Origin of the sequence: Halalkalicoccus sp. CG83, from assembly GCF_037081715.1 — an archaeon.
GTDB lineage: Archaea > Halobacteriota > Halobacteria > Halobacteriales > Halalkalicoccaceae > Halalkalicoccus > Halalkalicoccus ordinarius.
This window is the reverse complement of sequence record NZ_JAZDDH010000001.1, coordinates 1,799,065-1,822,312: the sequence shown is the minus strand read 5'-3', so window position 1 is coordinate 1,822,312 and position 23,248 is coordinate 1,799,065. Positions and strand designations below refer to the sequence as shown.

General features: G+C 67.8%; 25 protein-coding genes and 1 pseudogene. 12 read left to right on the top strand and 14 right to left on the bottom strand.

What is annotated here, in order from left to right; genetic code table 11:
- The first annotated feature begins 51 nt into the window (after positions 1-51).
- Both V0Z78_RS09490 and V0Z78_RS09485 read left to right on the top strand, forming a co-directional pair.
- Complete coding sequence (locus V0Z78_RS09490) at positions 52-1,446, top strand: NAD-dependent succinate-semialdehyde dehydrogenase (RefSeq protein WP_336344384.1); 1,395 nt, start codon at positions 52-54, stop codon at positions 1,444-1,446.
- Positions 1,446-1,871 (top strand): PEGA domain-containing protein, encoded by a 426-nt coding sequence (locus V0Z78_RS09485; RefSeq protein ID WP_336344383.1) that lies wholly within the window; start codon positions 1,446-1,448, stop codon positions 1,869-1,871. Before V0Z78_RS09490 ends, V0Z78_RS09485 begins: the two co-directional genes overlap by 1 nt.
- A gap of 4 nt (positions 1,872-1,875) precedes the next feature.
- On the opposite strand, the gene V0Z78_RS09480 is transcribed toward V0Z78_RS09485, so the two are convergent.
- A complete protein-coding gene (locus V0Z78_RS09480; RefSeq protein WP_336344382.1) occupies positions 1,876-2,310 on the bottom strand; it encodes a universal stress protein in 435 nt (144 codons plus the stop codon).
- Positions 2,311-2,410: 100 nt separating this feature from the next.
- On the opposite strand from V0Z78_RS09480, the gene V0Z78_RS09475 reads away from it, so the two are divergent.
- Positions 2,411-4,021 (top strand): acetolactate synthase large subunit, encoded by a 1,611-nt coding sequence (locus V0Z78_RS09475; RefSeq protein ID WP_336344381.1) that lies wholly within the window; start codon positions 2,411-2,413, stop codon positions 4,019-4,021.
- Between the two features lie 105 nt (positions 4,022-4,126).
- Here V0Z78_RS09475 and V0Z78_RS19040 read toward each other — a convergent pair.
- The 4 genes and pseudogenes from V0Z78_RS19040 to V0Z78_RS09455 all read right to left on the bottom strand — a co-directional run.
- A pseudogene (locus tag V0Z78_RS19040) lies at positions 4,127-4,491 on the bottom strand (arsenic resistance protein); the annotation flags it as partial.
- A gap of 202 nt (positions 4,492-4,693) precedes the next feature.
- A complete protein-coding gene (locus V0Z78_RS09465; protein ID WP_336344379.1) occupies positions 4,694-6,070 on the bottom strand; it encodes an APC family permease in 1,377 nt (458 codons plus the stop codon).
- A 66-nt stretch (positions 6,071-6,136) separates the two neighbouring features.
- A complete protein-coding gene (locus V0Z78_RS09460; RefSeq protein ID WP_336344378.1) occupies positions 6,137-6,553 on the bottom strand; it encodes an RNA-binding protein in 417 nt (138 codons plus the stop codon).
- Between the two features lie 5 nt (positions 6,554-6,558).
- Complete coding sequence (locus tag V0Z78_RS09455; RefSeq protein WP_336344377.1) at positions 6,559-6,750, bottom strand: DUF1918 domain-containing protein; 192 nt, start codon at positions 6,748-6,750, stop codon at positions 6,559-6,561.
- Between the two features lie 131 nt (positions 6,751-6,881).
- On the opposite strand from V0Z78_RS09455, the gene V0Z78_RS09450 reads away from it, so the two are divergent.
- Positions 6,882-7,439, top strand: coding sequence for an NUDIX hydrolase (locus tag V0Z78_RS09450; protein WP_336344376.1), 558 nt, complete (start codon positions 6,882-6,884; stop codon positions 7,437-7,439).
- Here the strand turns inward: V0Z78_RS09450 and V0Z78_RS09445 are convergent, their stop codons facing one another.
- Positions 7,440-8,270, bottom strand: a complete 831-nt coding sequence (locus V0Z78_RS09445; RefSeq protein WP_336344375.1) for a hypothetical protein — start codon at positions 8,268-8,270, stop codon at positions 7,440-7,442.
- 152 nt (positions 8,271-8,422) lie between these two features.
- Here V0Z78_RS09445 and V0Z78_RS09440 point away from each other — a divergent pair, with 152 nt between their 5' ends.
- Positions 8,423-8,647: a DUF7860 family protein gene (locus tag V0Z78_RS09440; protein WP_336344374.1), complete on the top strand. Its 225-nt coding sequence runs from the start codon at positions 8,423-8,425 to the stop codon at positions 8,645-8,647.
- A gap of 10 nt (positions 8,648-8,657) precedes the next feature.
- Here the strand turns inward: V0Z78_RS09440 and V0Z78_RS09435 are convergent, their stop codons facing one another.
- The 4 genes from V0Z78_RS09435 to pyrB all read right to left on the bottom strand — a co-directional run bounded on the left by V0Z78_RS09435 (position 8,658) and on the right by pyrB (position 11,590).
- Complete coding sequence (locus V0Z78_RS09435) at positions 8,658-9,359, bottom strand: TenA family protein (RefSeq protein WP_336344373.1); 702 nt, start codon at positions 9,357-9,359, stop codon at positions 8,658-8,660.
- Positions 9,356-10,021, bottom strand: a complete 666-nt coding sequence (gene tenA, locus V0Z78_RS09430) for a thiaminase II (RefSeq protein WP_336344372.1) — start codon at positions 10,019-10,021, stop codon at positions 9,356-9,358. Before tenA ends, V0Z78_RS09435 begins: the two co-directional genes overlap by 4 nt.
- Positions 10,022-10,175: 154 nt before the next feature.
- Positions 10,176-10,643, bottom strand: a complete 468-nt coding sequence (gene pyrI, locus V0Z78_RS09425) for an aspartate carbamoyltransferase regulatory subunit (protein ID WP_336344371.1) — start codon at positions 10,641-10,643, stop codon at positions 10,176-10,178.
- Positions 10,640-11,590, bottom strand: coding sequence for an aspartate carbamoyltransferase (pyrB, locus tag V0Z78_RS09420; protein ID WP_336344370.1), 951 nt, complete (start codon positions 11,588-11,590; stop codon positions 10,640-10,642). Before pyrB ends, pyrI begins: the two co-directional genes overlap by 4 nt.
- 86 nt (positions 11,591-11,676) lie before the next feature.
- On the opposite strand from pyrB, the gene V0Z78_RS09415 reads away from it, so the two are divergent.
- Positions 11,677-12,303 carry an RAD55 family ATPase gene (locus V0Z78_RS09415; protein ID WP_336344369.1) on the top strand — a complete coding sequence of 209 codons (627 nt, stop codon included), beginning with the start codon at positions 11,677-11,679 and terminating at the stop codon, positions 12,301-12,303.
- A gap of 139 nt (positions 12,304-12,442) precedes the next feature.
- On the opposite strand, the gene V0Z78_RS09410 is transcribed toward V0Z78_RS09415, so the two are convergent.
- Both V0Z78_RS09410 and V0Z78_RS09405 read right to left on the bottom strand, forming a co-directional pair.
- Positions 12,443-13,438: an FKBP-type peptidyl-prolyl cis-trans isomerase gene (locus tag V0Z78_RS09410; RefSeq protein WP_336344368.1), complete on the bottom strand. Its 996-nt coding sequence runs from the start codon at positions 13,436-13,438 to the stop codon at positions 12,443-12,445.
- A 77-nt stretch (positions 13,439-13,515) separates the two neighbouring features.
- Positions 13,516-14,076: a TlpA family protein disulfide reductase gene (locus V0Z78_RS09405; protein WP_336344367.1), complete on the bottom strand. Its 561-nt coding sequence runs from the start codon at positions 14,074-14,076 to the stop codon at positions 13,516-13,518.
- 275 nt (positions 14,077-14,351) lie between these two features.
- Between V0Z78_RS09405 and cyaB the strand changes: the two genes are divergently transcribed.
- The 4 genes from cyaB to V0Z78_RS09385 all read left to right on the top strand — a co-directional run bounded on the left by cyaB (position 14,352) and on the right by V0Z78_RS09385 (position 17,968).
- Positions 14,352-14,921, top strand: coding sequence for a class IV adenylate cyclase (gene cyaB / locus V0Z78_RS09400; protein WP_336344366.1), 570 nt, complete (start codon positions 14,352-14,354; stop codon positions 14,919-14,921).
- Between the two features lie 61 nt (positions 14,922-14,982).
- The gene (locus V0Z78_RS09395) at positions 14,983-16,188 is read left to right on the top strand and encodes a methionine adenosyltransferase (protein WP_336344365.1); all 1,206 of its coding nucleotides are present in this window, start codon (positions 14,983-14,985) and stop codon (positions 16,186-16,188) included.
- Positions 16,189-16,292: 104 nt separating this feature from the next.
- The gene (locus V0Z78_RS09390) at positions 16,293-17,465 is read left to right on the top strand and encodes a tRNA sulfurtransferase (RefSeq protein ID WP_336344364.1); all 1,173 of its coding nucleotides are present in this window, start codon (positions 16,293-16,295) and stop codon (positions 17,463-17,465) included.
- A gap of 50 nt (positions 17,466-17,515) precedes the next feature.
- The gene (locus tag V0Z78_RS09385; RefSeq protein ID WP_336344363.1) at positions 17,516-17,968 is read left to right on the top strand and encodes a DUF5804 family protein; all 453 of its coding nucleotides are present in this window, start codon (positions 17,516-17,518) and stop codon (positions 17,966-17,968) included.
- Between the two features lie 306 nt (positions 17,969-18,274).
- Here V0Z78_RS09385 and V0Z78_RS09380 read toward each other — a convergent pair whose 3' ends face one another.
- The gene (locus V0Z78_RS09380) at positions 18,275-19,255 is read right to left on the bottom strand and encodes a PLP-dependent cysteine synthase family protein (protein ID WP_336344362.1); all 981 of its coding nucleotides are present in this window, start codon (positions 19,253-19,255) and stop codon (positions 18,275-18,277) included.
- A gap of 155 nt (positions 19,256-19,410) precedes the next feature.
- On the opposite strand from V0Z78_RS09380, the gene V0Z78_RS09375 reads away from it, so the two are divergent.
- Complete coding sequence (locus tag V0Z78_RS09375; RefSeq protein WP_336344361.1) at positions 19,411-20,622, top strand: MFS transporter; 1,212 nt, start codon at positions 19,411-19,413, stop codon at positions 20,620-20,622.
- A gap of 46 nt (positions 20,623-20,668) precedes the next feature.
- Complete coding sequence (locus V0Z78_RS09370; RefSeq protein WP_336344360.1) at positions 20,669-21,076, top strand: thioredoxin family protein; 408 nt, start codon at positions 20,669-20,671, stop codon at positions 21,074-21,076.
- Here the strand turns inward: V0Z78_RS09370 and V0Z78_RS09365 are convergent.
- Positions 21,073-23,214: a thioredoxin domain-containing protein gene (locus V0Z78_RS09365; protein WP_336344359.1), complete on the bottom strand. Its 2,142-nt coding sequence runs from the start codon at positions 23,212-23,214 to the stop codon at positions 21,073-21,075. The genes V0Z78_RS09370 and V0Z78_RS09365 overlap by 4 nt on opposite strands.
- Positions 23,215-23,248: the final 34 nt, after the last annotated feature.

Here is a 23,248-nt window from a genome sequence, read left to right as displayed (position 1 = left end):
CGTGTCCCGCGTAGCCCGAGCACCGAGCGCCGTACGACGACCGGAGCAACCATGGAAAGCATCAATCCTGCGACCGGCGAGACGATCGAAACGTACGACGACCACGGCGACGAGGCGGTCGACGCCGCGCTCGACCGCGCCGACCAGCGCTTCGAGTCCTGGAGCGAGCGGCCGATGAGCGAGCGCCAGGAGCTGCTCGCGAACGCCGCGGAGGTGCTGTACGAGAACGAGGACGAGTACGCCGAGCTGATGACCCGCGAGATGGGCAAACCCATCAGCCAGTCCCACGCGGAGATCCAGAAGTGTGCGTGGGTCTGTGAGTACTACGCCGAGCGCGCGGGCGAGTTCCTCGCCGACGAACACCTCGGGAGCGAGCCGGAGGCCGAGACGTTCGTCTCCTACGAGCCGATGGGGACGGTGCTCGCGGTGATGCCGTGGAACTTCCCGTTCTGGCAGGTGTTCCGCTTCGCCGCCCCCCACCTGACGGCGGGCAACGTGGGCGTCCTCAAACACGCCTCGAACGTCCCGGGCTGTGCGAAGGCCATCGAGGAGGTGTTCGAGGAGGCGGGCTACCCCGAGGACGTGTTCACCTCGCTTCTGGTGGGCTCGGACGCCATCGAGGAGATCATCGCGGACGACCGCGTCGCCGCGGTCACGCTGACCGGGAGCGAGGGTGCCGGACGGGCCGTCGGCGAGGCCGCCGGGAGCAACGTGAAGAAGAGCGTGCTCGAACTCGGCGGGAGCGACCCGTTCGTCGTCCTCGACGACGCCGACCTCGACGCCGCGGCCGAAACCGGCGTGCAGGCCCGGACGATCAACTCCGGGCAGTCCTGCATCGCCGCGAAGCGGTTCATCGTCCACGAGGGCGTCTACGACGAGTTCCTCGAGAAGTTCACGGAGGAGATGGACGCCCTCCAGATGGGCGACCCCGCGGACGAGGAGACGAACGTCGGCCCGCAGGCCCGCGAGGACCTCGTCGAGGATCTCCACGAACAGGTCGAGGAGAGCGTCGAGATGGGTGCACAGTTGGAGCTCGGCGGCGAGCCGGCCGACCGCGAGGGATCCTTCTACCAGCCGACCGTGCTCGCCGAGCCGCCGCTCGACTCGCCGGCGGCCGCAGAGGAGGTGTTCGGTCCCGTCGCAGCCGTCTTCAGCGTCGAGGACGAGGACGAGGCGATCGAGCTCGCGAACGACGCCCGCTACGGGCTCGGCGCGTCGCTCTGGACCGACGACCTCGACCGTGGCGACCGGCTCGCCCGTCGGGTCGAGGCGGGCTGTGTCTTCGTCAACGAGATGGTCAAGTCCGACCCGCGTCTGCCCTTCGGCGGCGTGAAGAACTCGGGCTACGGCCGCGAGCTCTCCCGACACGGCATCCGGGAGTTCGTCAATCAGAAGACGGTGTGGGTGCAGGCGGCCGGCGAGCGCGACTCGGTCGCGACGGAGTAATGAGGGACGCCCCCCGAGAGACCACCGTGCAAGGACGCGAATCCGGAGGGTCCAGACGGCGGCTGCTCCGTGCGACCGGGACGCTCGCGGCGCTCTCGCTCGCGGGCTGTTCGGGCGTGGTCCCGAGCGGGCCCGCCCAGGTCGACGAGGGGGAACCCGAGACCTACACGCTGACCGTCCATCTCGAGCAGACCAACGGCGAACCGGCCCACGAGGCGTCGGTGTCGGTCGTGACCGAGGAGGGGCTCATCCAGCGGGCGGAGGCGACGGTGCCCGACCGCGAGGGGGTCGTCAGCTTCGACCTCGAGAACGGCGACTACCTCGTCGAAGTCGAGAGCCAGGAGTACACGAACGTCGAGGAGCCGGTCACGGTCGATGGCGAGGACGTCGAGATAACGGTCACCCTTGAGCGCGGCTACGAGTGACCGGTCAGTTCTCGTCCCTGACGACGAGCACCGGGACGGGGGCGTTGTCGACGACGCGTTCGGAGACGCTCCCCATCGTGAGCAGCTTCTCGCGCGGGCTCTTGCCGTGGGTGCCGATCGCGATCAGGTCGATCCCGGACTCCTCGGCGTAGTCGAGGATCTCCTTGTGTGGCGTCCCGTATCGGATCTCGGAGACCACCTCGAGGTCGGCCTCCAGCGCACGGGATTCGACCGCGTCGACGGCTTCGCGACCCTCGGACTCGAGCGTTTGCTCGAGTTCCTCGCGGGCGTCGCCGTCGGCGGAGCGAACGACGCGACCGTCGATGACGTACAGCGCGTGTACGGTGGCGTCGTTGTCGCGTGCGATCCGCAACCCGTGTTCGAGCGTCGTCTCGACCGTCTCGCTTCCGTCCGTCGGAACCAGCACTCGATCGTACATACGCCGTCGGTTCGCGGGGCCCGCACTTCTATCTATTCGATGGACGCCCGACGTTCCTCGCCGGCAGTGCAGTGATGGTGCTCGCGGCCGTCGACCCTCCATGACCAAAGCGTCCGACCTGCTGGTCGAGTGTCTCGAGGCCGAAGGGGTAGAGTACGTCTTCGGCGTACCGGGCGAGGAGCTCGAGGACCTGCTCTTCTCGATCCGTGACTCGAACGTCGAGTTCGTCCCGACCCGCCACGAACAGGGCGCGGCGTTCATGGCCGACGTCCACGGCCGCCTGACCGGCGAGGCGGGCGTCTGTCTCAGTACGCTGGGTCCGGGCGCGACGAACCTCCTCACCGGAGTCGCCGACGCACACCTCGATAAGAGCCCGCTGGTGGCGATCACCGGTCAGGGGGGGCGCGAACGGCTCCACAAGGAGAGCCACCAGGCGCTGGACATCGTCCACATGTTCGAACCCGTGGTGAAGTGGAACACCCAGCTCGGAGAGCCCGAGATCGTCGCCGAGTCGGTCAGAAAGGCGTTCAAGCTCGCCGAACACGAGAAGCCGGGCGCGACCCACCTTGAGTTCCCCGAGGACGTCGCGAGCGAGGAGACGAGCGACACCCCGCTGCCCACGCGCGATCGGGTTCGTCGGCCGGATCCGGACCCGGACACCGTAGAGCGCGCGGCGACCCTGCTCGAACGCGCCGAGCGCCCGATCGTGCTGGCGGGAAACGGCGCGGTCCGGACGCGCGCCCAGGACGGGCCGGGTCGGGACTCCGAGAGCGCGAACCGGCTCCGCGAACTCGTCCACCGAATGGGCCTCCCGGTCGTCGCAACCTACATGGGGAAGGGAGCGATCTCCGACCGGGAGCCCTACTCGCTTCTGACGCTCGATTCGGGCCTCGACGGCGAGGGGGGCGAGGCCATCGAGAGCGCCGACTGCGTGCTCGCCGTGGGCTACGACATCGCCGAACACGACCCCGCGGGCTGGAACCCCGACCTCGATACGACGATCATCCACGTCGACCACGAGCCCGCGGAGGTCTATCGCCACTACAACCCAGAGGAGGAGATCGTCGCGGACATTCCCGCGAGCCTGCAGGCGATCGAGGAGGCCGTAAGTCCGGGTGCGGGGAAGACCTGGTGTACCGAGATCCACGACCGGGTGATCGACCACGTCACCGCACGGCCCGAGCCCGACGAGCCGTTCTCGGTTCGCCGGACGCTGCCGATCCTGCGCGAGGTGATGGCCGACGAGGACGTCCTGCTCTCGGACGTCGGCAGCCACAAGATGGCGATCGCCCAGGCGTTCCCGACCTACGAGCCCAACACCTGCATCATCTCGAACGGGCTCGCGAGCATGGGGATCTCGGTTCCGGGTGGCCTGGCCGCGGATCTGGCCTGCGAGTCGAACGTCGTCGCGGCGACCGGCGACGGCGGCTTCCTGATGAACGGCGCCGAGATCGAGACGGCCACGCGCCTCGGGCTGGGCTATACGATCCTGCTGTTCAACGACAACGACTACGGGCTGATAAGCGAGAAACAGGAGCAACACCTCAGCGAGCACTTCGGGACCACGCTCCAGAACCCCGACTTCGTCACCCTCGCCGAGAGCTTCGGGATCGAGGGCTACCGGCCCGAGTCGTGGGAGGAGCTACGATCGACGCTCGAGGAGGCGGTCCCCTCCGACGAGATGGCGCTGGTGGAGGTCCTCCTGGAGTGACCGTTTCGCTCTCCCGGCGCTCGTGAGGCCACCTTCTTCAAACGTCCCCGGCGAATGCGAGCTTCGTCGCTAGCGTATAGCGGGCGTAACGACGAGGATGGAGCCTCAATCGTCCGTTACCACGTCGGGAATCGGGATCGGTTTCGGGGCTCTGGAAGGAGCCACGCCGGTACCAGCCGCGTGAGAACGACCATCCCCGTCAGTTCGACGAGCGTCTGTGTCACGACGACGGCCGGTGCCAGCCGATAGCCTGCCGGCAGCGCGAGCGCCAGCGGCAGGACGACCAGCGAGTTCCGGGTGACCGACGTGAACACGAGTGCACGGCTCTCCTCGACGTTCATCCGGAGGAGTCCAGCCGCGAGTCACCCGAGCAGCGGCATCACGACGAGGAACGCGACGTACACCGGGACGACGGCTGCGATCTGATCGATCGAATCCCGTACGCGGGGGAGCTGTGAGGCGATGACGACAGGGGAACGACCACTCCGGGGGTGAGCGCTCGCTCGATACGGCTCGAGCATCGCGCGTCGGTTAGTTCGAGCTAACTTCGGGTGTAACGAGCGGTACTCCGACGTCGCTATCGAGCGTTGCGCCGAGGACCGTCTCGTAGATCAGGTGGAGGACGAGCGTCGCCACTACCAGCGACCGCTCGATCGAACGTTCGCATTCACGTCAGCCGACGAGCGCGCGTCCGCGTCGCGAGACGGCGAAGAGGCCGATCCCCAGAAGCGACCACAGCAGCACCATGAGCCACTCGTAGGGCCAGAGGAGCGCGGAGGGACCGCCGGGGAGATAGAGCAGGACGAAGAGGGCCGAGAGCACGAGCGCGATCGCGCCGGTCGCGTAGCCGGCGGGGACCCGGAAGGGACGTTCCATTTCGGGCTCGCGGTAGCGCAGGACGAGAAACGAGACGCAGACGAGCAGCCACGCGACGACGATTCCCAGTCCTCCGGCGTTGACGATCCAGCCGAGCATCCCCTCGCCGAACAACGGCGCGAGCGCCGATGAGACGCCGATCAGGGCGATGGCGTTGTGAGGCGTGTTGTACTCGGGGTGGGTCCTCGCGAGGAAGGCGGGCAACATTCCCGAGTCCGCCATCGCGAAGATCGCTCGGCTGCCGCCGATGACGAAGGCGTTCCAGCTGGTGAGGATGCCGGCGATCCCGGCGATCGCCATCAGTCGGCCGATCGCCACGCTGTCGTAGAGCGCCTCCATCGCCGCCGCCGCGGGCAACGGGCTCTCGACCAGCTGAGCGCCCGGAAGCGCACGGCTCGATCCCCAGATGACGGTGATGTAGAAGAGCGTCGCGAGCACGACGGAGACGACGATGATCGTTCCCAGCGCGCGCGTGGGAACGTCGGCCTCCTCGGCGGCCTGGGGGATCACGTCGAAGCCGACGAACATGAACGGCGTCGCGAGGACGACCCCGAAGATCCCCGCCGTCCCGGCGACCACCGGCGGGTCGGACGAGGGCTGGCCGCCGGTGATCGCGCCGATCACGAGCACCACGCCCGCCAGCGCGATGACGACGGTGACGATCGCCTGTAGCTGGGCGGCCGGCCGGATGCCGATGTAGTTGACATACGTCATCACGGCGGCGCCGAGCACGCCGACGGCGACCCACGTCGCGTAGACCGGGTCGCCGGCGATCGACCAGAGTTCGACTGCGTTGAACCCCGGGATCACGTACGCGAGCGCGGAGGGCAGCGCCACGGCCTCGAAGGCGGCGACGCTGACGTAGCCGAAGGCGATCGCCCACGTACAGACGAACGACCCCGCCACGCCGAGCGCCCGGTGACTGTAGACGTGTTCGCCGCCGACGAACGGCATCGCCGAGGCGAGTTCGCCGTAGAGGACGGCGACGAAGACCACGAGCACGCCGCCGACGACGAACGCCGCGATCGCGCCGAGCGGTCCGCCGTCGTCGATCCACTGGCCCGAGAGGACGATCCACCCCCAACCGATCATCGCGCCGAACGCGAGCACGAGCAGATCGCGTTGCGAGAGCGCCTTCACCAGCCCGCGTTCGGTCGTATCAGAGTTCGACATACGCGACTCCTCACGCGGGGGTCTGATATACGTATACGTTCGTCGGACGGTGATCGGTCCGGGGAACTACAGCGCCTCGCGGACGTTCTCGAGCGCCGCCGCCTTCTTCGCGGGGTAGGCCTCGACCTTCGCTCGGAGGGTGATCCCCTCGCCCAGCGAGACATCGCCGTGGAACGCCGCCTGCTTATCGAGCGTGAGAAACAGCTCGCAGTTCTCGGTCACCCGGTCGTCGAGTTCGGCCTCGACCCGTTCGAGGTCCGCCGACTCGCGGAGCCGCGAGAGCACGTGGCGGACGTCGTCGGCGTTCTCGACCCGCGCCGAGAGGACGAGGATGCGGTCGCCGTGGTACCCCTCGGTCTCGGCTCGCTCGATCGGGAACTCCTCCGGGAGGTAGGTTCGCAGCGCGTCCTCGACCCGTTTCTCGTCCTCCGTCGCGTAGCAGAAGGCGCGCAAGTCGACGTAGTGAAACGGGACGCTCGCCATCGGCGCTACTCTTCTTCGTCGTCCGCAGGCTGGAGGTCGTCCTCCGGGATGCCGGTCTCCTGGCCGTCCTCGAAGCTGACGGTGTAGGTGGCGTCGCCGAACATCGTCTCCATCACCTGCGTAACTCGTCCCTCCTGGCCGTCGTAGTCGCTGTGTGCGTCCGACAGCACGACGCGGTCGTCCTCCTCGTAGCTCATGGCGGGACGTAACCCGCGATCGGTTAAAAGCCCCGTGGTTCGGCGGATGCTGGCGAAGCGTTATTGACGCCGTGAACGCTGGTTCCGATATGCACGACTCCGCCCTCGCGACGATCCCGGTGAGTGGTTGAATGACCACGTTCGACGACCTCTGGTACCAGGCGACCGAGGCGAGCCAGCGCGCCGAACAGGCGTATCACCGGCTCGACCAACGGTACGAGACGCCGCTCGAGTTCGAACGCCGCCGCGGCGTCTCCCGGCCCCGGTTTCGAACCCTCTCGGATCGAATCCGTCGGTTCGGCGCGCCGTACGGTGCGCACACGATCGTCTACCGACCGAACGGCGAGCTCCTGTTGGCGCGCCACGAGGGCGTCGACATGTGGGTGCTCCCCGGCGGGGGGCTTCAGTCGGGAGAGGGGTTCCGCGAGGCCGCCGAGCGCGAACTCCACGAGGAGGCGGGCGTCGAGGCGAGCTACGAGGGGCTCGCCGTTCTCACGCGGGTCACGATCGTCTGCGACGAACACGAGACCTGGGGCGTGCTGCCGGTCTTCGCCGCGCGCGCGGAGACGACCGATCCCGTCGTCAACGACCCCGACGGGGAGATCTCGGCGGCGCGCTGGTTCGCGGAGCTACCGCCGGACACCCGCGACCGCGACCAGCTACTCGCGTGGCGGGATCGAACGCTCTGATCACGAGTCGGGACCGTAGCTCCTCCCCTCGCGGGTGTCGGCGCGCATCCGTCTGAGCATCGCCTGTGCCTGGGCCGCGTCGTAACCGAACAGCACGTCCTTCGCGTAAGCGTCTGCGACCTCCGTCGCGTGGATCAGCTTGTCCACGTCGACGTCGACCGTGTAGAGCTCGATACTGAAGGGTCGAGAGAGCGCGCTCTCGAAGCCGCTCGCGATGGTCTCGAGCCAGTAGGTCGTGGAGTAGGCCATGTCGTACAGCGGGATCACGAACTCGTCGACGTGCTCCTCGAGTTCGTCGATCGAGAGACCGGCGCGCTCGTAGAGGTGACCCGGGTACGGGTCGGGATACAGCGTGAGATACGTCCGACCGGGGATCCGATCGGCGGCCTCGGCGACGAACTCGGTGATCACCGAGGCGCGCCACTCGAGGCGATCCTCGAACTCGCTCTCGTCGAACAGCCGGTTGCAGCGCTCACAGAAACAGTAGCCCTGGCGGGGGAAGCCGACGTCGTCGAGACGGACGTCCTCGTTGGCCTCGGCGGCCTCGCTCACCATCTCCAGCAGCCCCTCGCGGTAGCCCTCGTGGGTCGGACAGACGTACGCCCAGTCGAAGTAGGGACGCTCGCGGGTGGCACGCTCGCCCGCCTCGTTGACGGGGACGAGCTCGGGCGAGGACTCCGCGGCGGCGTTGTCGCCGAAACACGAGATCATGTTGATCGCGTCGGGGATCGGCTCGGTCGCCCGACCGCTGACCTGCTTGTACTCGTAGAACGCCAGATCGAACTCGGGCCAGGAGCACTCCTCGGCGTTGCGCGTGACGACCCCGAACATGGGTGGAGTAGCTGCGGCGCGCGTAAGTGCGTTGCTACGTCACGCGGCGAGCGCGTCCCAGGAACCGCGGTGTCGTTCCGCCGATCGAAGGCCCGGAGTAACGTCGACGTCAGGCCACAGGACTTTTTATCACGACTGGACCACCGTTCGACATGGAACGGTCCCGGATCGACAACACCCGGTACGCCCGCGGCGGCTTCGTTGCCGGAGTGGCGATCTTCGTACTCGGCATCCTCGGCCACGTGGTCGGCCCTTCGGTGATCGGTCCCCTCCCCGCCTGGGAGCAGACGCTGTTCGCCCTCATGGAGGGCGGCGGCATCCTCCTCGCGTTGTGTTCGCCGATCGTCTTCGCGGTCGTGCTCCCCCTGATCGAGTAGCTCGATCGGATCAGTAGACCGCGTCGAAGAACGCGACCTCGAGCGCCACCGCGCGTCGAAACAGCCGTTCGATTCCCCTCTGACGATCCTCGGAAAGCGCGGGACCACGCTCGTCGAGTTCGGAGCGCAGCCAGCCGACGGTCGATTCGAACGCCGGCGTCGCGTGAAGTTCGATCCACTCGGCGAGGTAGAACGCCTCGGGATGGTCGTCGGTCGCCGTCGCCCACTCGAGGTAGATCCACTCGACGGGGACGAGCACCGCGAGCGTCTCGGTGTAGCCGCCCTCGTGAGCCGCACGCAAGAGCAGGTCGCGAAACGCGGCGGTCGTCTCGTTCATCTCGGGGTCGACCCAGACGGACTCCGGAACCGAGAGCGCCTCGAACGATCGACGGAAGTAGTCGTCCTCGTCGGTGGTGATCGCGCCGAGGAACGCCGCGAGTTCGGCCTTCGCCTCCATCGTCGGTGCCTGACCGACGCCGTAGCCGACGAGCGAGACCAGCGTCTCGACGAACGCGTAGTCCTGGACGAGATATCGAGCGAACGCCTCGTCGGCGAGCGTGCCAGCGCCGAGCTCCTCGACGAACGCGTGGGTCGTCGCGTCCGTCCAGTCGGGCTCCGCGCGCTCGCAAAGCCAGTCGGTGAAACGCGGCTCCTCGCGCCCGGCCGCGTACGCGTCGAACGACGCGGGGGCGTCGTTATCGTTGCCGCTCATACCGGCCACCCCTCCTCGTTCCAGGCGGCGTCCCAGAAGAGGTACTCGTAGCGCGCGGAGGTCACGAACGTCTCGCGGTAGCGCTCCCTTCGAGCCTCGCTCGCGTCGGCGGCGACCTCGTCCATCAGCCCCTTACACCAGTCCGCGAGTTCGGTGAACTCCGCGCTCGAGTACATCTCGATCCACTCGGCGTAGCCCTCGTGGTCGGGCAGGCCCTCGCTCGCGAGCCGCTTTCCGGTCTCGTTGAACCCCCACATGCACGGCAGCAGCGCGGCGACCAGTTCGCCGAACTCCTCGGTCGCCGCCGTCCGGACGAGGAAGTCGGTGTAGGCCCGCGTCGTCGGCGACGGCTCGGTTTCCTCGAGTTCCGTCTCGCTGATTCCGAACTCCGCGGCGTACGAGCGGTGGAGATCCATCTCGGTCGAGACCGTCTCCGAGAGCAGTTCGGCGAAGGTTCCGATCCGATCCAGCGACGACGCTCTGGCCGCACCGTAGGCGAAGACGCGGTTGTACTCGATCAGGTAGACGTAGTCCTGCTTTACCCAGTGGCGAAACGGCGCCTCGTCGAGCGATCCGTCGCCGATCCCCTGCACCATCGGGTGCTCGTGGATGGCCTCCCAGATCGGCTCGGCCTCGGGCTCGAGCGCCTCGGTGAATCCCATGTCGGAGGGACCGCCGCGCCGCCACAAGTATATGATGGTCGTATCATCGGCTAATATCTCGAGCTAGTCCGCTCGGCGGGTCGGCCGTGGCGTGGGACGGCTTCGATGGTCGTCCACCGTACAGCTCCTGCGGTCGGCGTCGATTTCCCGTGAGTCACTCGACGTCGATGTGGTCGGCGAACCCCTCGCGGATCAGCGTCTCGCAGTACGCACAGCGTACGCCGTCGCCGAGGACGGCAAAGCGCGAGGCCACGGGCTCGTCGCCCGTCGTGATGCAGTTGGCGTTCGGACACGAGAGCACGCCGACGACCTCTGTGGGACGCTCGACGCGGTGTTTCCCGATCACGTCATACGCGCGGACGATGTTGATCGTCGCGTCGGGCGCGATCAACGAGAGCACGTCCACCTCGTCCTGGCTGAGCTCGCGGCCCTCGACCTTCACGATGTCCTTCCGACCCATCCGATCGGATGGGACGTTCATTCCGACGCTGACGGCCTCGTCGCCGGAACCGTCGATGCCGAGGATGGCGAGCACGTTCAGCGCCTGTCCGCCCCGGACGTGGTCGATCACGGTGCCGTTCTTGATCTTGCTGACACGCAGTTGGTGGCTGTCGTCGCTCATAGCAGGAGATCCAGGAGGGCCATCCGCACGGGGATGCCGCTGTGGGCCTGGTCGAAGTACGCCGCGTGGTCGGTGTCGTCGATCGCGGGATCGATCTCGTCGACCCGCGGAAGTGGGTGCATGATCGAGAGCTCGTCCTTGGCGCGTTCGAGCGTTTCGAGGTCGATCCCGTAGGCGTCGGCGATCGCTCGGTACTCGTTCTCGTCGGGAAATCGCTCGCGCTGGATGCGGGTGACGTAGAGCACGTCGAGGTCGGGGAGCACCGACTCGAGGTCGGTGTGTGAGTGGACCGACGTACCGGCCTCGTCGAGGTCGTAGCGAACGTCGGGTGGTAACGCGAGGCTCTCGGGGCTGACGAAGTGCTGGGTGGCGTCGAAGCGGGTGAGCGCCTGCGCGAGCGAGTGGACCGTCCGACCGTACTTCAGATCACCCATGATTCCGATCGTGAGGTCATCGAGGCCGGCGTGTTCGCGGATCGTGTAGAGGTCGAGCAACGTCTGAGTCGGGTGGTGGCCCGCCCCGTCGCCGGCGTTGATCACCGGCACGTCGACGTACTCGCTGGCCATCTTCGCCGCGCCCTGACTGGGGTGGCGGAGCACGAGCGCGTCCGCGTACCCCTCGATCACCCGCACCGTATCGGCGAGGGTCTCGCCCTTCTTCACCGATGAGGACTCGACCGATCCCATGTCGACGACGTCGCCGCCCAGTCGCTTGATCGCCGTCTCGAAGCTCATCCGCGTGCGCGTGCTCGGTTCGAAGAAGAGCAGTCCGAGCAGCGTCTCGGCGTGTCGGTCGCTCACCCCCGCTTCGGCGTCGGAGCCATCGTGCTCCGATCCGTCAGGCGGCACCCCCTCTCGGCGGGCGTCGAACGCGGCCGCACGATCGAGTACCGTCTCGATGTCGGCGCGCGAGAACTGCTTTGCGGTGAGCACGTGGTCGTGCTGCATCGTCTACATCGGACGCGCGGGACCTCTTGAAGATTGCCAACCCCGCCCAAAGCGCTTATGTCGTATAAAAAGAATTATACGTACCAATGCCTCGCCGGCTCCGGACGGGGATCGACGTACTCGATCGGAAGCTGAGCGGCGGCATCCCCCCGGGTAGCGTCGTCGCCCTGGTCGCGCCGCCGGCGAGCCAGGCGGAGCTACTGTTGTACGAACTCACCGTTCCTCGTCGGACGCTCTATCTCACCACCGAACGGTCGGCAGAGGCAGTCCGCGATGCCTTCGATCGGACGAACGCCCCCACCGGATCGCCGGAAGTCCGGCGTCTGGACGGCGAAGCTCCGGTGGACGCGGCGCACCGCCTCGTCGAGGCGCTCCCCGAGGACTCAACGCTGATCGTCGATCCCGTCGATACGCTCGAATCTCAGGACCTCCCGCGGTATCGGCGGTTCCTGAACGCGCTCCAGACGGCGATGGTCAATACGGGCGGTCTCGCGGTACTGCACTGCCTCGACGGGCTCACCCCGCCCCCCGGACGCGACAACACGGTCTACATGGCCGACGTCGTCTTCTCGCTCGATACACGGATCAGCGGCGAGAGCGTCGAGAACCGCCTGGCCGTCCCGAAGTTCCGCGGCGGACGTGCTCTCGACGAAACGATCAAGCTCGAACTCGCAGAACGGGTGCAGATCGATACGAGCCGCGACATCGCGTAACCGACGTGGTTGCGAGCGCGTGAGAACGGTCGTTCGACCGGAATACGGCGGGAGCGGGCCGACGCGGGTCGATGACCGAGGAGAGGTCCGAACCGACCCGAAACGGTCCGTCGTCGGTATTCTACCCCCGTGATCGGCGTTACTCGACGTCGAGGTCGCCCTCGAGCTCCTCGACGATCTCGTCGGCGTCGACGTCGGTGTCCTCGAGCGCCTCCTCGACGTCACCGCCGCCGGCGCCCATGCCGCCCATCATGCCGCCGAGTCCGCCCATCATGCCGCCGCCCTCGATGGTCTCCTGGATGATCACGCGATCGAGGTCCAGGCGGTCCATCAGGTCCTGCGCGATCTGCTGTTTCTGGAACATCCACTGCTGGTTCATCGTCAGCTGGGGCGTCGCCTCGATGTAGAGCGTCTCCTTCTCGACCGTCTCGGTCTCGGGCTCCGCGTCCTCGTCTTCGTCGCTCTCGACGACGGTCTCCTCCTCGACCTCGTCGGTCTCGATCCACATCTCGAGATCGGCGTCGATGAACATCGAGAGCATGCCCTGGGCACGCTCGGTACGGTCCTCGATCTCCTCGACGATCTCGTAGTCGTATTCGATGTCCTCGCCCGCCAGCGGGTGGTTGAAGTCGACGCGCGCGCGCCCGCCGACGACGGTTTCGACGTGACCGTGCTGGCCGTCGAGGTCGACGTGGGCGCCGGGGTAGCGGTCGTCCTCGGGGATCTTCTCGGCGCTCACCGTCCGCAGTTCGTCGGAGTCGTACTCGCCGAACGCCTCCGCGGCGGGGACGACCACGCTGCCGGTCTCGCCGGGCTCCTTGCCCTTGATGTCCTCCTCGACGGCCTCGAACAGGTGGCCCGCGCCGAGCGCGATCACGCGCGGCTCGAAGTCGTGCTCCTCGGTATCGACGCCCTCGGCCTCCGCGACCGTGGCGTCGGTGGTGTCGACGAGCTGTTCGTCCCCGACCGTCTTCGCGGTGTACGCGAGCCGGACGAAGTCGCCGTCCTGGAGCCCCTCGGGCTCCGATTCGTCCTCGGTGCTCTCGGCGTCGTCCGTCTCCGGGGACTCCTCGGCCTCGGGTTCGTCTTCGGTCTCGGTTTCATCGGCCATCTCAGCCTCTTCGTCGTTACTCATACAACACCCGACAGTCGTTCGGGCCTTAAGAACAACGTTTCCTGTCCGAAAACGGGCTGCGTCGAGAACCGCGGACTTCAGCTCTCGGCGTACGCGTCGAGGAACATCTGGATCCCCGAGGCGGTCACCTCGGCCTCGAGTCTGGCGGCGAGGTCACCGTGCTCGTCGACCACCGCCATCATCACCGCGGCGTCGACGTCGTAGCTCTCGAGCACGTCCGCGTTGCCCATCGCACACTCCCAGTCGCCGCCGTACGCCTCGTGGAACGCGCGGACGTCGTCCTTCGAGGCGTCGAGGTCGGAGTTGACGGTGATCACACGCGCGTGGTCCGCATGTTCCTCGTGGAAGTCGACGAGCTTCTTCGAGTGGCTCTTTCCGGCCTCGTGCTCGACGTCGACGAACAGGACGACGGTGGGTTTCTCGATCGGTTTCAGTTTCACCGTCTCGCCGTCCGGCGTCTCCAGTTCGAAGTCCGGCGCGTCGTCGCCGGTCTTCGCACGTTTCTTCGCGCCATCGTCCTTCTTCGAGGAGTCGTCGTCCTTCTTCGGATCACCGGAGCCCTTCTCGTCTTCCTCGTCGCCACGGCCGATGCAGCCGGCCATGCCTGCGAGTGCGATGCCACCGGACAGCTGTAACATACGTCGACGGGTTGTGTCGCGCATCACCTAAGAAATAAATCACTTGGTACTTACTTATCCATGACAAAACCCGGCTCTAGCAGGTCGGTAACTCGACCGGCCACGGACGGAACGATCGACGGCGTGACACCGCCGACGTCCGGTCCTGCAACCGTCACACGTCGCCATCGGCGTCCTTCCAAGGAGGCGTGGAGTCGGCCCCTCCACGTCGAATCGGTCGAGCGGTCGGGACGCGAAGCGGACGGTTTTTTCGCCCCGATCGCCACCGAACGGTCGTGTACGAAGTCGAGATCAAGGTCCGGGCGGACCACGACGACGTCAGGGGTGCCCTCGAGGAACGCGAGGCGGGCGCCCTGAACACGGGGACCCAGGCCGACACCTACTACGACGCACCGATGCGCGAGTTCGCCGAGACGGACGAGGCGCTCCGGGTGCGCCACGAGCGCGCCGACAGCGGCGACGGGCGTTCGTCGAACCGGGACGCCGAGACGACGAAGCTCACCTACAAGGGACCGCTCGTCGACGAGCGCTCGAAGACCCGCGAGGAGCACGAGACCGTCGTCGAGGACGGCGCGGCGCTCGAGGCGACGCTCTCCGCGCTGGGGTTCGAGCCGGTCGCCACCGTCGAGAAGCGCCGCGAGCGCTTCGCCCTCGACGGCTACACGGTCACCCTCGACACCGTCACCGACCTCGGCGAGTTCGTCGAGGTGGAGACCGAGGCCGAGGAGGAGGAAATCGACGAGGCGAGGGAGGGAGCCGTCGCCGTCCTGGAGTCGCTGGGACTCGATCCCGCGACGGGGATCCGGACGTCGTATCTGGAACTGCTGCTCGATGATGCGTCGTAGTTATCGAACGCGGCGCAGAACTTATCGCAAGGTATAGCACATCCGACCGTGTACGGCCGGCATGACCGAACGGAACATCCGTGTCGAGCCGATCGATCGTCGCGCGGTGGAGGACCAGGAAGTCGAGATCGTCGAGCGAAAGGGGCTCGGCCACCCCGACTCCATCTGTGACGGCATCTCCGAGAGCGTCTCGCGGGCGCTCTCCCAGGAGTACATCGAGCGCGTCGGGAAGGTGCTCCACTACAACACCGACGAGACCCAACTCGTCGCCGGCAACGCCGCCCCCGCGTTCGGCGGCGGCGAGATGGTCGATCCGATCTACCTGCTGATCGTGGGTCGCGCGACCAAGGAGTACGAGGGGACGCGGATCCCGACGGGGAAGATCGCGCTCGAGGCCGCCCGCGACCACCTCGCCGCGACGGTGCCCGAACTCGAGTTCGGGACCGACGTCATCATCGACGTGAAGCTCGGCGAGGGGTCGGGCGACCTCCAGGAGGTCTTCGGCGAGGAGGGCGCGACGGTACCGATGGCCAACGACACGAGCTTCGGCGTCGGCCACGCCCCGCTCACCGAGACCGAGCAGATCGTCCTCGAGACCGAGCGAAGCCTCAACGGCGGCTACAGCGAGGCCAACCCCGTGATCGGTCCCGACGTCAAGATCATGGGCAAGCGCGAGGACGACCGGATCGACATCACCGTCGCCGTCGCGATGGTCGACGCTTACGTCGCCGACCTCGACGAGTACGACGACGCCGTGACGGACGTCCGCGAACACGTCGCCGAGCTCTCCGAGCAGTACACCGACCGCGACGTCTCCGTCCACGTCAACACCGCCGACGACTACGAGGAGGGATCGATCTACCTCACGACGACCGGCACGAGCGCCGAGCAGGGCGACGACGGCTCGGTGGGGCGGGGCAATCGCGCGAACGGGCTGATCACGCCCAACCGCTCGATGTCGATGGAGGCCACCTCGGGGAAGAACCCCGTCAACCACATCGGGAAGATCTACAACCTCCTCTCGACCGAGATCGCCGAATCGGTCGTGAGCGAGGTCGACGGGATCCGCGACCTGCGGATCCGGTTGCTCAGCCAGATCGGCCGGCCGATCGACCAGCCCCACGTCGCCGACGCCAACGTCGTTACCGAGGAGGGCGTCGAACTCGCCGATATCGAGGACGAGATCAGCGAGATCATCGACGAGGATCTCTCGAACGTCACCGACATCACCCAGCGCGTGATCGACGGGAAGCTCACGACGTTCTGAACGCGGCTTCGCCACCGATGGGCCCGGACCGTTCTCTCGGCGGTCGCTCGGCCGTCGACCGTCACCCCGAAGACGGTTTATAACGACGACCGGCTACCGATCGTATGCATCCTCCCGGAGCCGACACCGTTCTCGTTCGCTACGGGGACGTCGGCGTCAAGAGCTCGAAGGTCCAACGAGACATGGAACGCGCTCTACGGGAGAACCTCGGAGCGATGCTCGCGAGACGGGGGATCGACGCCGACGTGACCGGCGAACGCACGCGTCCCCGGGTTCGCGTCGATCCGGAGGAACTGGGGCGTGCGACCGACGCCGCCGCTGACGTCTTCGGAATCGTCTCCGCGAGTCCCTGTAGCGTCGTCGAGCCGACGATAAACGCGATCAGCGAGGCGCTCGCGGCGAGCGCGCGCGTCGACTACGAAGAGGGGAGCTTCGCGGTGCGTGCCCGCCGCGCCGGCGAGCGCGACGACCACCCCTTCACGAGCGAGGACCTCGAACGCGAGGGTGGACAGGCGGTGTGGGACGCGGTTCCGAACCCCGAGGTCGACCTCGAGAACCCCGATCATACCTACTACGTCGAGTGTCGGTCCGAGGAGGCGTTCGTCTTCACGGAGAAGCGCCCCGGTCCCGGCGGCCTGCCCCTCGGGACCCAGCGCCCGCTGGTCGCGCTCCTGAGCGGCGGGATCGACTCGCCGGTGGCGGCCTGGGAGGTGATGAGACGCGGCGCGCCGATCGTCCCGCTCTACTTCGACTTCGAGGCCTACGGTGGCGTCGATCACGTCGCCCGCACGGTCGAGTCGGCGCGTACCCTCGCCGAGTACGCGCCGAACCACGGGTTCGACCTACGGGTGGCGCCGGCGGGTGCGGCCGCGGATCGACTCGTCGAGACGACCCGCGAGACCCGGATGCTCTCGCTGCGACGGTTCATGCTCCGCGTCGCGGAGGGACTCGCCCGCGAGGTCGGCGCCGTCGGGATCGTCACCGGCGAGGCGATCGGCCAGAAGTCGAGCCAGACGAGCGTGAACCTCGCGACGACCGACCCCGCGACGGGGCTGCCCGTTCATCGGCCGCTGGTGACCCGCGACAAACAGGAGATCATCCGACAGGCCCGCGAGATCGGGACCTACGAGGCCGCCACCATCGAGGCGGGCTGTAACCGGATCGCTCCCGACTACCCCGAGACGAACGCTACGCTCGAGACGGTCGAAGCGGCCGAACCCGATCTCACGCCGCTGGTGGAGGAGACGCTCTCCGCGCTCGAGACCGTCGCGCTCTAGCGCTCTGTAGAGCCGAAACCGATTTTCCCCGGCCCCCCGTTCGCCCGAGCGTGACGACCGTCTGTATCGTCGGTGACGACGACGTCGACGTCCGTTTCGAGCTTCTGAGCCGCGAGACCGCCCGGGAGGCGCTCGCGACCTACGACCTCGCGAGTCCGTGGGAGAACACGCTCGCCGCCGACACCGTGAGTCTTGGCGCCGCGGTGTCGCTGTGTAACGACCTCAACTGGTATCTCGTCCGGTTCGCACGGCGAGTGTTCGTTCGCGAACCCTCGATCGACGAGGACGAGTGGCTCTCGCGAAGGCTGGCGGCGGCGGTACGGGACGACGAGGTCGAACCCGGCGAGACCGGTCGACGTCTCGCGGTCTACGGCGTCGCCGACGGGCGGTTGGTCGAACCGATGTACGTCACCCGCCGCGACGACGAGGTACCGGAGTACGACCTCCGGGAGGTCGAGGAGACGGTCGTCGTGCGCGTGACCGAGGGGGAGTTCGGCGGATGACGGCGACGCGCACGACGACCGGATCGCGCTCGGCGTCGCTCTCGAGTCGTGGGAAACGAGAAGGAGGGTGTCGGGGACACCCTCCGAAGCGAGCGCCTCGCCCGTCGTCTCGTGACCGCCAACGCGGGCAGTGAACTCATCCACTCGGGCTCCGTGGCGCTCGTCCGTATCGAGCAGTCCGAACGACGAGAACGCTGTGCCTACGTGATTAGGGTCGTCCCGGCGGAGGAGTTGCCGTTCGTTCCAGCGGGTGAGGCGACTCCGACGGTTCGAGCAGGTGTCGCTGCTCGCCGAGGACGACGGCGATCAGCCGAACAGGCCGGTCGAGAGGTAGCGCTCGCCGCTGTCGGGGAAGACCGTCACCACGAGCGGGCAGTCGTCGTAGCCGTCCTCGAGGCCGCCGTCGGCGCTGAGCGAGCTCACGTCGGATAGGTCGGGCATCTCGGGACAGTTGAGCTCGGGCTGTGCGAGTCGTTCGGCGACACGGTGGGCCGCGACCGAGGCCGCGCCGCTCGACTGACCGACGAGGATCCCCTCCTCGCGGGCGAGTCGGCGACACTCCCCTTCCGCATCGGCGAGCTCGACGGTCTCGACGTCGTCGAGCAGGTCGACGTCGAGCAGGTCGCTGACGAACCCCGGGCCCATCCCCTGGTACTCGTCCTTTCCCGGCGTGCCCGTCGAGAGCACCGCGTTCTCCGCCGGCTCGACCGCGATCACCTCCACCTCGGGGAACTCCTCGCGCAGGCGGGTCGCCGTGCCAGTGATCGTCCCGCCGGTGCCCACCGAGACGACGAGCGCGTCGACCGTTCGACCCTCGACCTCCTCCAGGATCTCGGGGGCCGTCGTTCGGTAGTGCGCCTCGGCGTTGGCGGGGTTCTCGAACTGGCCCAGCTGGACGGCGCCGGTCTCCTCCGCGATCCGGTCGGCGCGCGCGCGGGCGTCCTCCATCTCGCCCTCGACCAGTTCGATCTCCGCGCCGTAGGCCCTGAGGAGGCGGCGGCGCTCCTCGGACTTCGAGGCGGGCATGACGATGGTGAGGTCGTAGTCCCGGGCGGCACAGACGATCGCCAGCCCGATCCCCGTGTTGCCGCTCGTGGGCTCGACCACCGCGTCGCCGGGCGAGAGCAGCCCGTCGCGTTCCGCGGCCTCGATCATCGTCATCGCGGCTCGATCCTTCGCCGACCCGCCCGGGTTGAACGCCTCGAGCTTCGCCGCGATCGTGGCGCCCTCGGGCGAGGAGACCCGGACCAGCGGCGACCCGACGGTCTCGAGGATGCTCCCCTTCATGGCGTGCGAGTACGGGACAGAGGTATAAACCCCTAATGGATGCGGGTAATACCCCGACGAACGGATATTACGGGTCCGACGCACGACCGGGTCGAATCCCGTCGATGCTGCCGGAATCGACAGGGGGAAGCGATCCGTCGCCGTCGAGTCGATACGTGCGTCTTCCCGGAACCGATGGCCTCCGTGCGATCGCTCACGACCTCTGGCGGGACGGACGCGGGTGGATCCTCGTCGGGGTGGCGGGCGGTTGGTTCCTCTCGCTCGGCGTCCGCCTCGTCTTTCCCGCGCTGTTGCCGTACGTCCGCGAGGCGTTCACGCTCGATCTGACCATCGCGGGGCTGCTGTTGACCGTCCTCTGGTTCGCGTACGCCCTCGGACAGTTCCCGGGCGGGATCATCGGCGACCGGCTGGGCGAGGGCAACGCGCTCGTCCTCAGCACCGTCGTCTCAGGGGGGGCGATCGCCGCGCTCGCGCTCTCGGGCTCCGCGCTCGCGCTGTTCGCCGCGACTGCGGTGTTCGGCTTCTCGACCGCGCTGTTCGGCCCCGCACGCTTCACCATCCTCTCGAGCGTCTACGACCGACGCGACGGCACCGCGGTCGGCCTGACGCTCGCGGCCGGCGAGGCGGGCAACACGCTGCTGCCGGTCGTCGCGGGCGTGCTCGCGGCCGCCGTCTCCTGGCGGCTGGGCTTCGGCGTCACGGTGCCGCTGTTCTTCTGCATGGCGCTGGTGATCTGGCGGGTCGTTCCCGGACGGCCGACCGGCACGACGAGCGCGGTCGACACGCTCTCGGTGGAGACGCTTCGCTACGTCGTCCACGGGATCGCCGAGCGAACGATCCTGATCGTCACGGGCGTCCACGTCTTCCTCTTCTTCGTCTATCAGGGCTTCACGGGGTTCTACCCCACCTACCTCGTCGAGGTGAAGGGGCTCGCGCCGAGCGTCGCGGCGGGGCTGTTCGGCGCCTTCTTCGCCGTCGGCGTGCTCGTCCAGCCGGTCGCGGGGGCGGGCGGCGACCGCTTCGGCACCCGCCCCACGCTGCTGGTCGTGATCGCCGTCTCGACGCTCGCGCTGGCGGCGCTGCCGTTCATCGACGGCTTTGCGGGGATCGCCATCGTCACGGCGGTCGCGAGCGCGCTGGTGGGCGTGACGCCGCTCACCCAGACGTTCCTCGTCAACGCGTTGCCCGACGACATGAAGGGAAGCGGCCTCGGCCTGCTGCGGACCGGCCAGATCGCCCTCGGCGCAACCGGCCCGCTGGTCGTCGGGGCGGTCGCGGATCTCGGCTACTTCGACGGCGCCTTCCTGGGCCTCGCCGCGATCTCGGTCGCCGGAATCGTGCTCTGTCTGTTCGTTCCCGACGACTAGCGGCGTCGGCGCGGCCGTTAAGGGTCCGGACGACCAACCCCCGCTCATGACGCTCGAAACGATGGAGCCGAACCCGACCTGGGACCCCGTTGCCCACGAGGCGACACTCGAGCCGTTCGAGGAACGCGCCGACGAACTCACGATCCACGTCTGGGGGGCCGACTGGTGTGGCGACTGCCGATCCGTCCTGCCCGACTTCGCCGCGGCGCTCGATGCCGCGGGCGTTCCCGAGGAATCGATCCACCAGTACGAAGTCGAGAAGCTCGAGGACGGCTCGAAGGAGGGCCCGAAGGTCGAGGAGTACGGCGTCGAGTACATCCCGACGATCGTCGTCGAACGGAACGGCGAGAAGGTCGCCCGGTTCGTCGAGAAGGAGCCGATCCCCGTCGCCGAGTTCCTCGCCGAACAGCTCAACGAGATCGAGGCGGGACCGGAGACCGGGGCCTCGGTCTAGCTCGAGGGATCGAGATCGTCGACCCAGGAGAGCGCCTCCTCGATATCGTTCACTGGCGGTGAACAGGTGAACGACCGACAGACGTAGATCGTCGCCTCCCCGTCGCGGGCCGTCCGTTCGGCCCAGATCGGTGGCACCTCCTCCAGATCGAGAACGTCGAGCCATTCGTTTAGCCCCTCCTCGGTCGGCGGGCGCCGCGCGAGCACGCTTCCGGGGAGGTACGCCTCCGCGAGGCGGTCTCGCCAGGCCTCGGGCAGGCGGTCGGCCGCGACGGTCAGTTCGACCGCGCCGGTCTCGAAGCGATCCGCCACGAGCGCGAGCGTCGTGTGCTCGAGCGGGCTTCCCTCGATCCGATCGCCCTGGCGCTCTAGAACGGTCTCGACTATCTCCTCGAAACGCGCGTCCTCGCCGGCGAAATGTGAGAGCGAGAGCAGCACGTCCGCCGCGACTCCGAGGCTCGAGGGCGTCGACTGATCGTGAAGCTCCTGGGGCCGGGTGACGAGCTCCTCGCCCGTCGAGGGCGTGAAGTAGAGGGTTCCCCGATCGGCGTCCCAGAACTCCCGCTCGATGGCACGCGCGAGATCCAGCGCGAAGCCGAGGTGTCGCACGTCGCCGGTCGCCTGGTAGCAGTCGAACGCACCGCGCGCGAGAAAGGCGTAGTCCTCGAGATAGCCCTCGACCTTCACCTGTCCGTCCTTGAATCGCCGCGAGAGCAGCCCCTCCTCCTCGTCCCACAGCCGCTCGCGGACGAAGTCGAGCGCGGAGACGGCCCGATCGGCGTACGCCTCGTCGAGGACCAGGCCGCCCTCCGCGAACGCGGAGATCATCAGCCCGTTCCAGCCCGCGAGCACCTTCTCGTCGCGTCGGGGCCGCGGCCGGGACTCGCGCGCCTCGAACAGCTCCCCGCGCGCGTCCTCGAGCCGTTCGCGGGTCTCCTCCTCCGAGAGCCCGTACTCCTCTGCCAGCGACTCGACGCTCCGCGAGAGCGTCAGTACCGTCCTACCCTCGAAGTTGCCCGACTCGGTGACGCCGTAGCGATCGCAGAACAGGTCGGCTCGCTCCTCGTCGAGGACGTCGCGGACCTCCTCGGGCGTCCAGACGAAAAAGGCACCCTCCTCGTGCTCGCCGGGCTCGTCGTCCTCGCGGCGCGAGGCGGGGACCTCGCTCTGTGCGTCGAGCGTGCTGTAGAAGCCCCCTTCGGGGTGGCTCATCTCCCGGTCGACGAACCCGAACGTCTCGCGGACGACCCGGGCGTAGCGCTCCTCGCCCGTGAGCTGGTAGCCCGCGAGGTACGCCCTCGGGAGTTCGGCGTTGTCGTAGAGCATCTTCTCGAAGTGGGGGACGATCCACTCGCGGTCGGTGGCGTACCGGTGAAAACCGCCGCCGAGGTGGTCGTACATCCCGCGGTCGGCCATCGCGTCGAGCGTCTCACGGACGACCTCGAGGTACGCCTTCCGACCCGTGCGATCGAACGCGCGTCCCAGCAGGTCGAGCCGCGTGGTCTGGGGGAACTTCGGGCCGCCCTGACCGAACCCGCCGTGCTCGCGGTCGGCGGCGCGGAGCGCCGCCTGGGCGGCGTTCGTGAGCACGCCCTCGGGGCGCTCGCCTCCCTCGGGGACGTCCTCGAGCTCGTCGTCGAGCGCGGCGGTCCACTGGTCCGCCCGGCGCTCGATCTCCTCGCGGTCGGTCTCCCAGGAGTCGCGGATGCTCCCGAGGAGGTCGCCGAAGCCGGGCATCCCCTGGCGCGACTCCTTCGGGAAGTAGGTACCCACGTAGAACGGCCGGCCGTCGGGCGTGAGCCAGACCGACAGCGGCCAACCGCCCCTGCGAGTGACCAGCTGACAGATCGTCTGATAGATGCTGTCGAGGTCGGGCCGTTCCTCTCGATCGACCTTGATCGGAACGAACCCCTCGTTCAGCTTCTCGGCGATCCCCTCGTCCTCGAAGCTCTCGTCCTCCATCACGTGACACCAGTGACACGCGGAGTAGCCGACCGAGAGGAAGATCGGGACGTCACGCTCGCGGGCTTCCTCGAGCGCGGCGTCGTCCCAGGGCTGCCAGTTGACCGGGTTGTCCGCGTGCTGGCGGAGGTACGGGCTCTCCTCCTCGTCGAGGCGGTTGCGATCGGTGACGCTCATGGTCCCGGGCTACGGGACGACGACGGGTAAAGTC

What these genes read in the sequence shown, in the direction of transcription:
- V0Z78_RS09490 (WP_336344384.1), top strand. Translation starts at nt 52, where the DNA reads ATGGAAAGCATCAATCCTGCGACCGGCGAGACGATCGAAACGTACGAC.
- V0Z78_RS09485 (WP_336344383.1), top strand. Translation starts at nt 1,446, where the DNA reads ATGAGGGACGCCCCCCGAGAGACCACCGTGCAAGGACGCGAATCCGGA.
- V0Z78_RS09480 (WP_336344382.1), bottom strand. Translation starts at nt 2,310, where the DNA reads ATGTACGATCGAGTGCTGGTTCCGACGGACGGAAGCGAGACGGTCGAG.
- V0Z78_RS09475 (WP_336344381.1), top strand. Translation starts at nt 2,411, where the DNA reads ATGACCAAAGCGTCCGACCTGCTGGTCGAGTGTCTCGAGGCCGAAGGG.
- V0Z78_RS09465 (WP_336344379.1), bottom strand. Translation starts at nt 6,070, where the DNA reads ATGTCGAACTCTGATACGACCGAACGCGGGCTGGTGAAGGCGCTCTCG.
- V0Z78_RS09460 (WP_336344378.1), bottom strand. Translation starts at nt 6,553, where the DNA reads ATGGCGAGCGTCCCGTTTCACTACGTCGACTTGCGCGCCTTCTGCTAC.
- V0Z78_RS09455 (WP_336344377.1), bottom strand. Translation starts at nt 6,750, where the DNA reads ATGAGCTACGAGGAGGACGACCGCGTCGTGCTGTCGGACGCACACAGC.
- V0Z78_RS09450 (WP_336344376.1), top strand. Translation starts at nt 6,882, where the DNA reads ATGACCACGTTCGACGACCTCTGGTACCAGGCGACCGAGGCGAGCCAG.
- V0Z78_RS09445 (WP_336344375.1), bottom strand. Translation starts at nt 8,270, where the DNA reads ATGTTCGGGGTCGTCACGCGCAACGCCGAGGAGTGCTCCTGGCCCGAG.
- V0Z78_RS09440 (WP_336344374.1), top strand. Translation starts at nt 8,423, where the DNA reads ATGGAACGGTCCCGGATCGACAACACCCGGTACGCCCGCGGCGGCTTC.
- V0Z78_RS09435 (WP_336344373.1), bottom strand. Translation starts at nt 9,359, where the DNA reads ATGAGCGGCAACGATAACGACGCCCCCGCGTCGTTCGACGCGTACGCG.
- tenA (WP_336344372.1), bottom strand. Translation starts at nt 10,021, where the DNA reads ATGGGATTCACCGAGGCGCTCGAGCCCGAGGCCGAGCCGATCTGGGAG.
- pyrI (WP_336344371.1), bottom strand. Translation starts at nt 10,643, where the DNA reads ATGAGCGACGACAGCCACCAACTGCGTGTCAGCAAGATCAAGAACGGC.
- pyrB (WP_336344370.1), bottom strand. Translation starts at nt 11,590, where the DNA reads ATGCAGCACGACCACGTGCTCACCGCAAAGCAGTTCTCGCGCGCCGAC.
- V0Z78_RS09415 (WP_336344369.1), top strand. Translation starts at nt 11,677, where the DNA reads ATGCCTCGCCGGCTCCGGACGGGGATCGACGTACTCGATCGGAAGCTG.
- V0Z78_RS09410 (WP_336344368.1), bottom strand. Translation starts at nt 13,438, where the DNA reads ATGAGTAACGACGAAGAGGCTGAGATGGCCGATGAAACCGAGACCGAA.
- V0Z78_RS09405 (WP_336344367.1), bottom strand. Translation starts at nt 14,076, where the DNA reads ATGTTACAGCTGTCCGGTGGCATCGCACTCGCAGGCATGGCCGGCTGC.
- V0Z78_RS09395 (WP_336344365.1), top strand. Translation starts at nt 14,983, where the DNA reads ATGACCGAACGGAACATCCGTGTCGAGCCGATCGATCGTCGCGCGGTG.
- V0Z78_RS09390 (WP_336344364.1), top strand. Translation starts at nt 16,293, where the DNA reads ATGCATCCTCCCGGAGCCGACACCGTTCTCGTTCGCTACGGGGACGTC.
- V0Z78_RS09380 (WP_336344362.1), bottom strand. Translation starts at nt 19,255, where the DNA reads ATGAAGGGGAGCATCCTCGAGACCGTCGGGTCGCCGCTGGTCCGGGTC.
- V0Z78_RS09370 (WP_336344360.1), top strand. Translation starts at nt 20,669, where the DNA reads ATGACGCTCGAAACGATGGAGCCGAACCCGACCTGGGACCCCGTTGCC.
- V0Z78_RS09365 (WP_336344359.1), bottom strand. Translation starts at nt 23,214, where the DNA reads ATGAGCGTCACCGATCGCAACCGCCTCGACGAGGAGGAGAGCCCGTAC.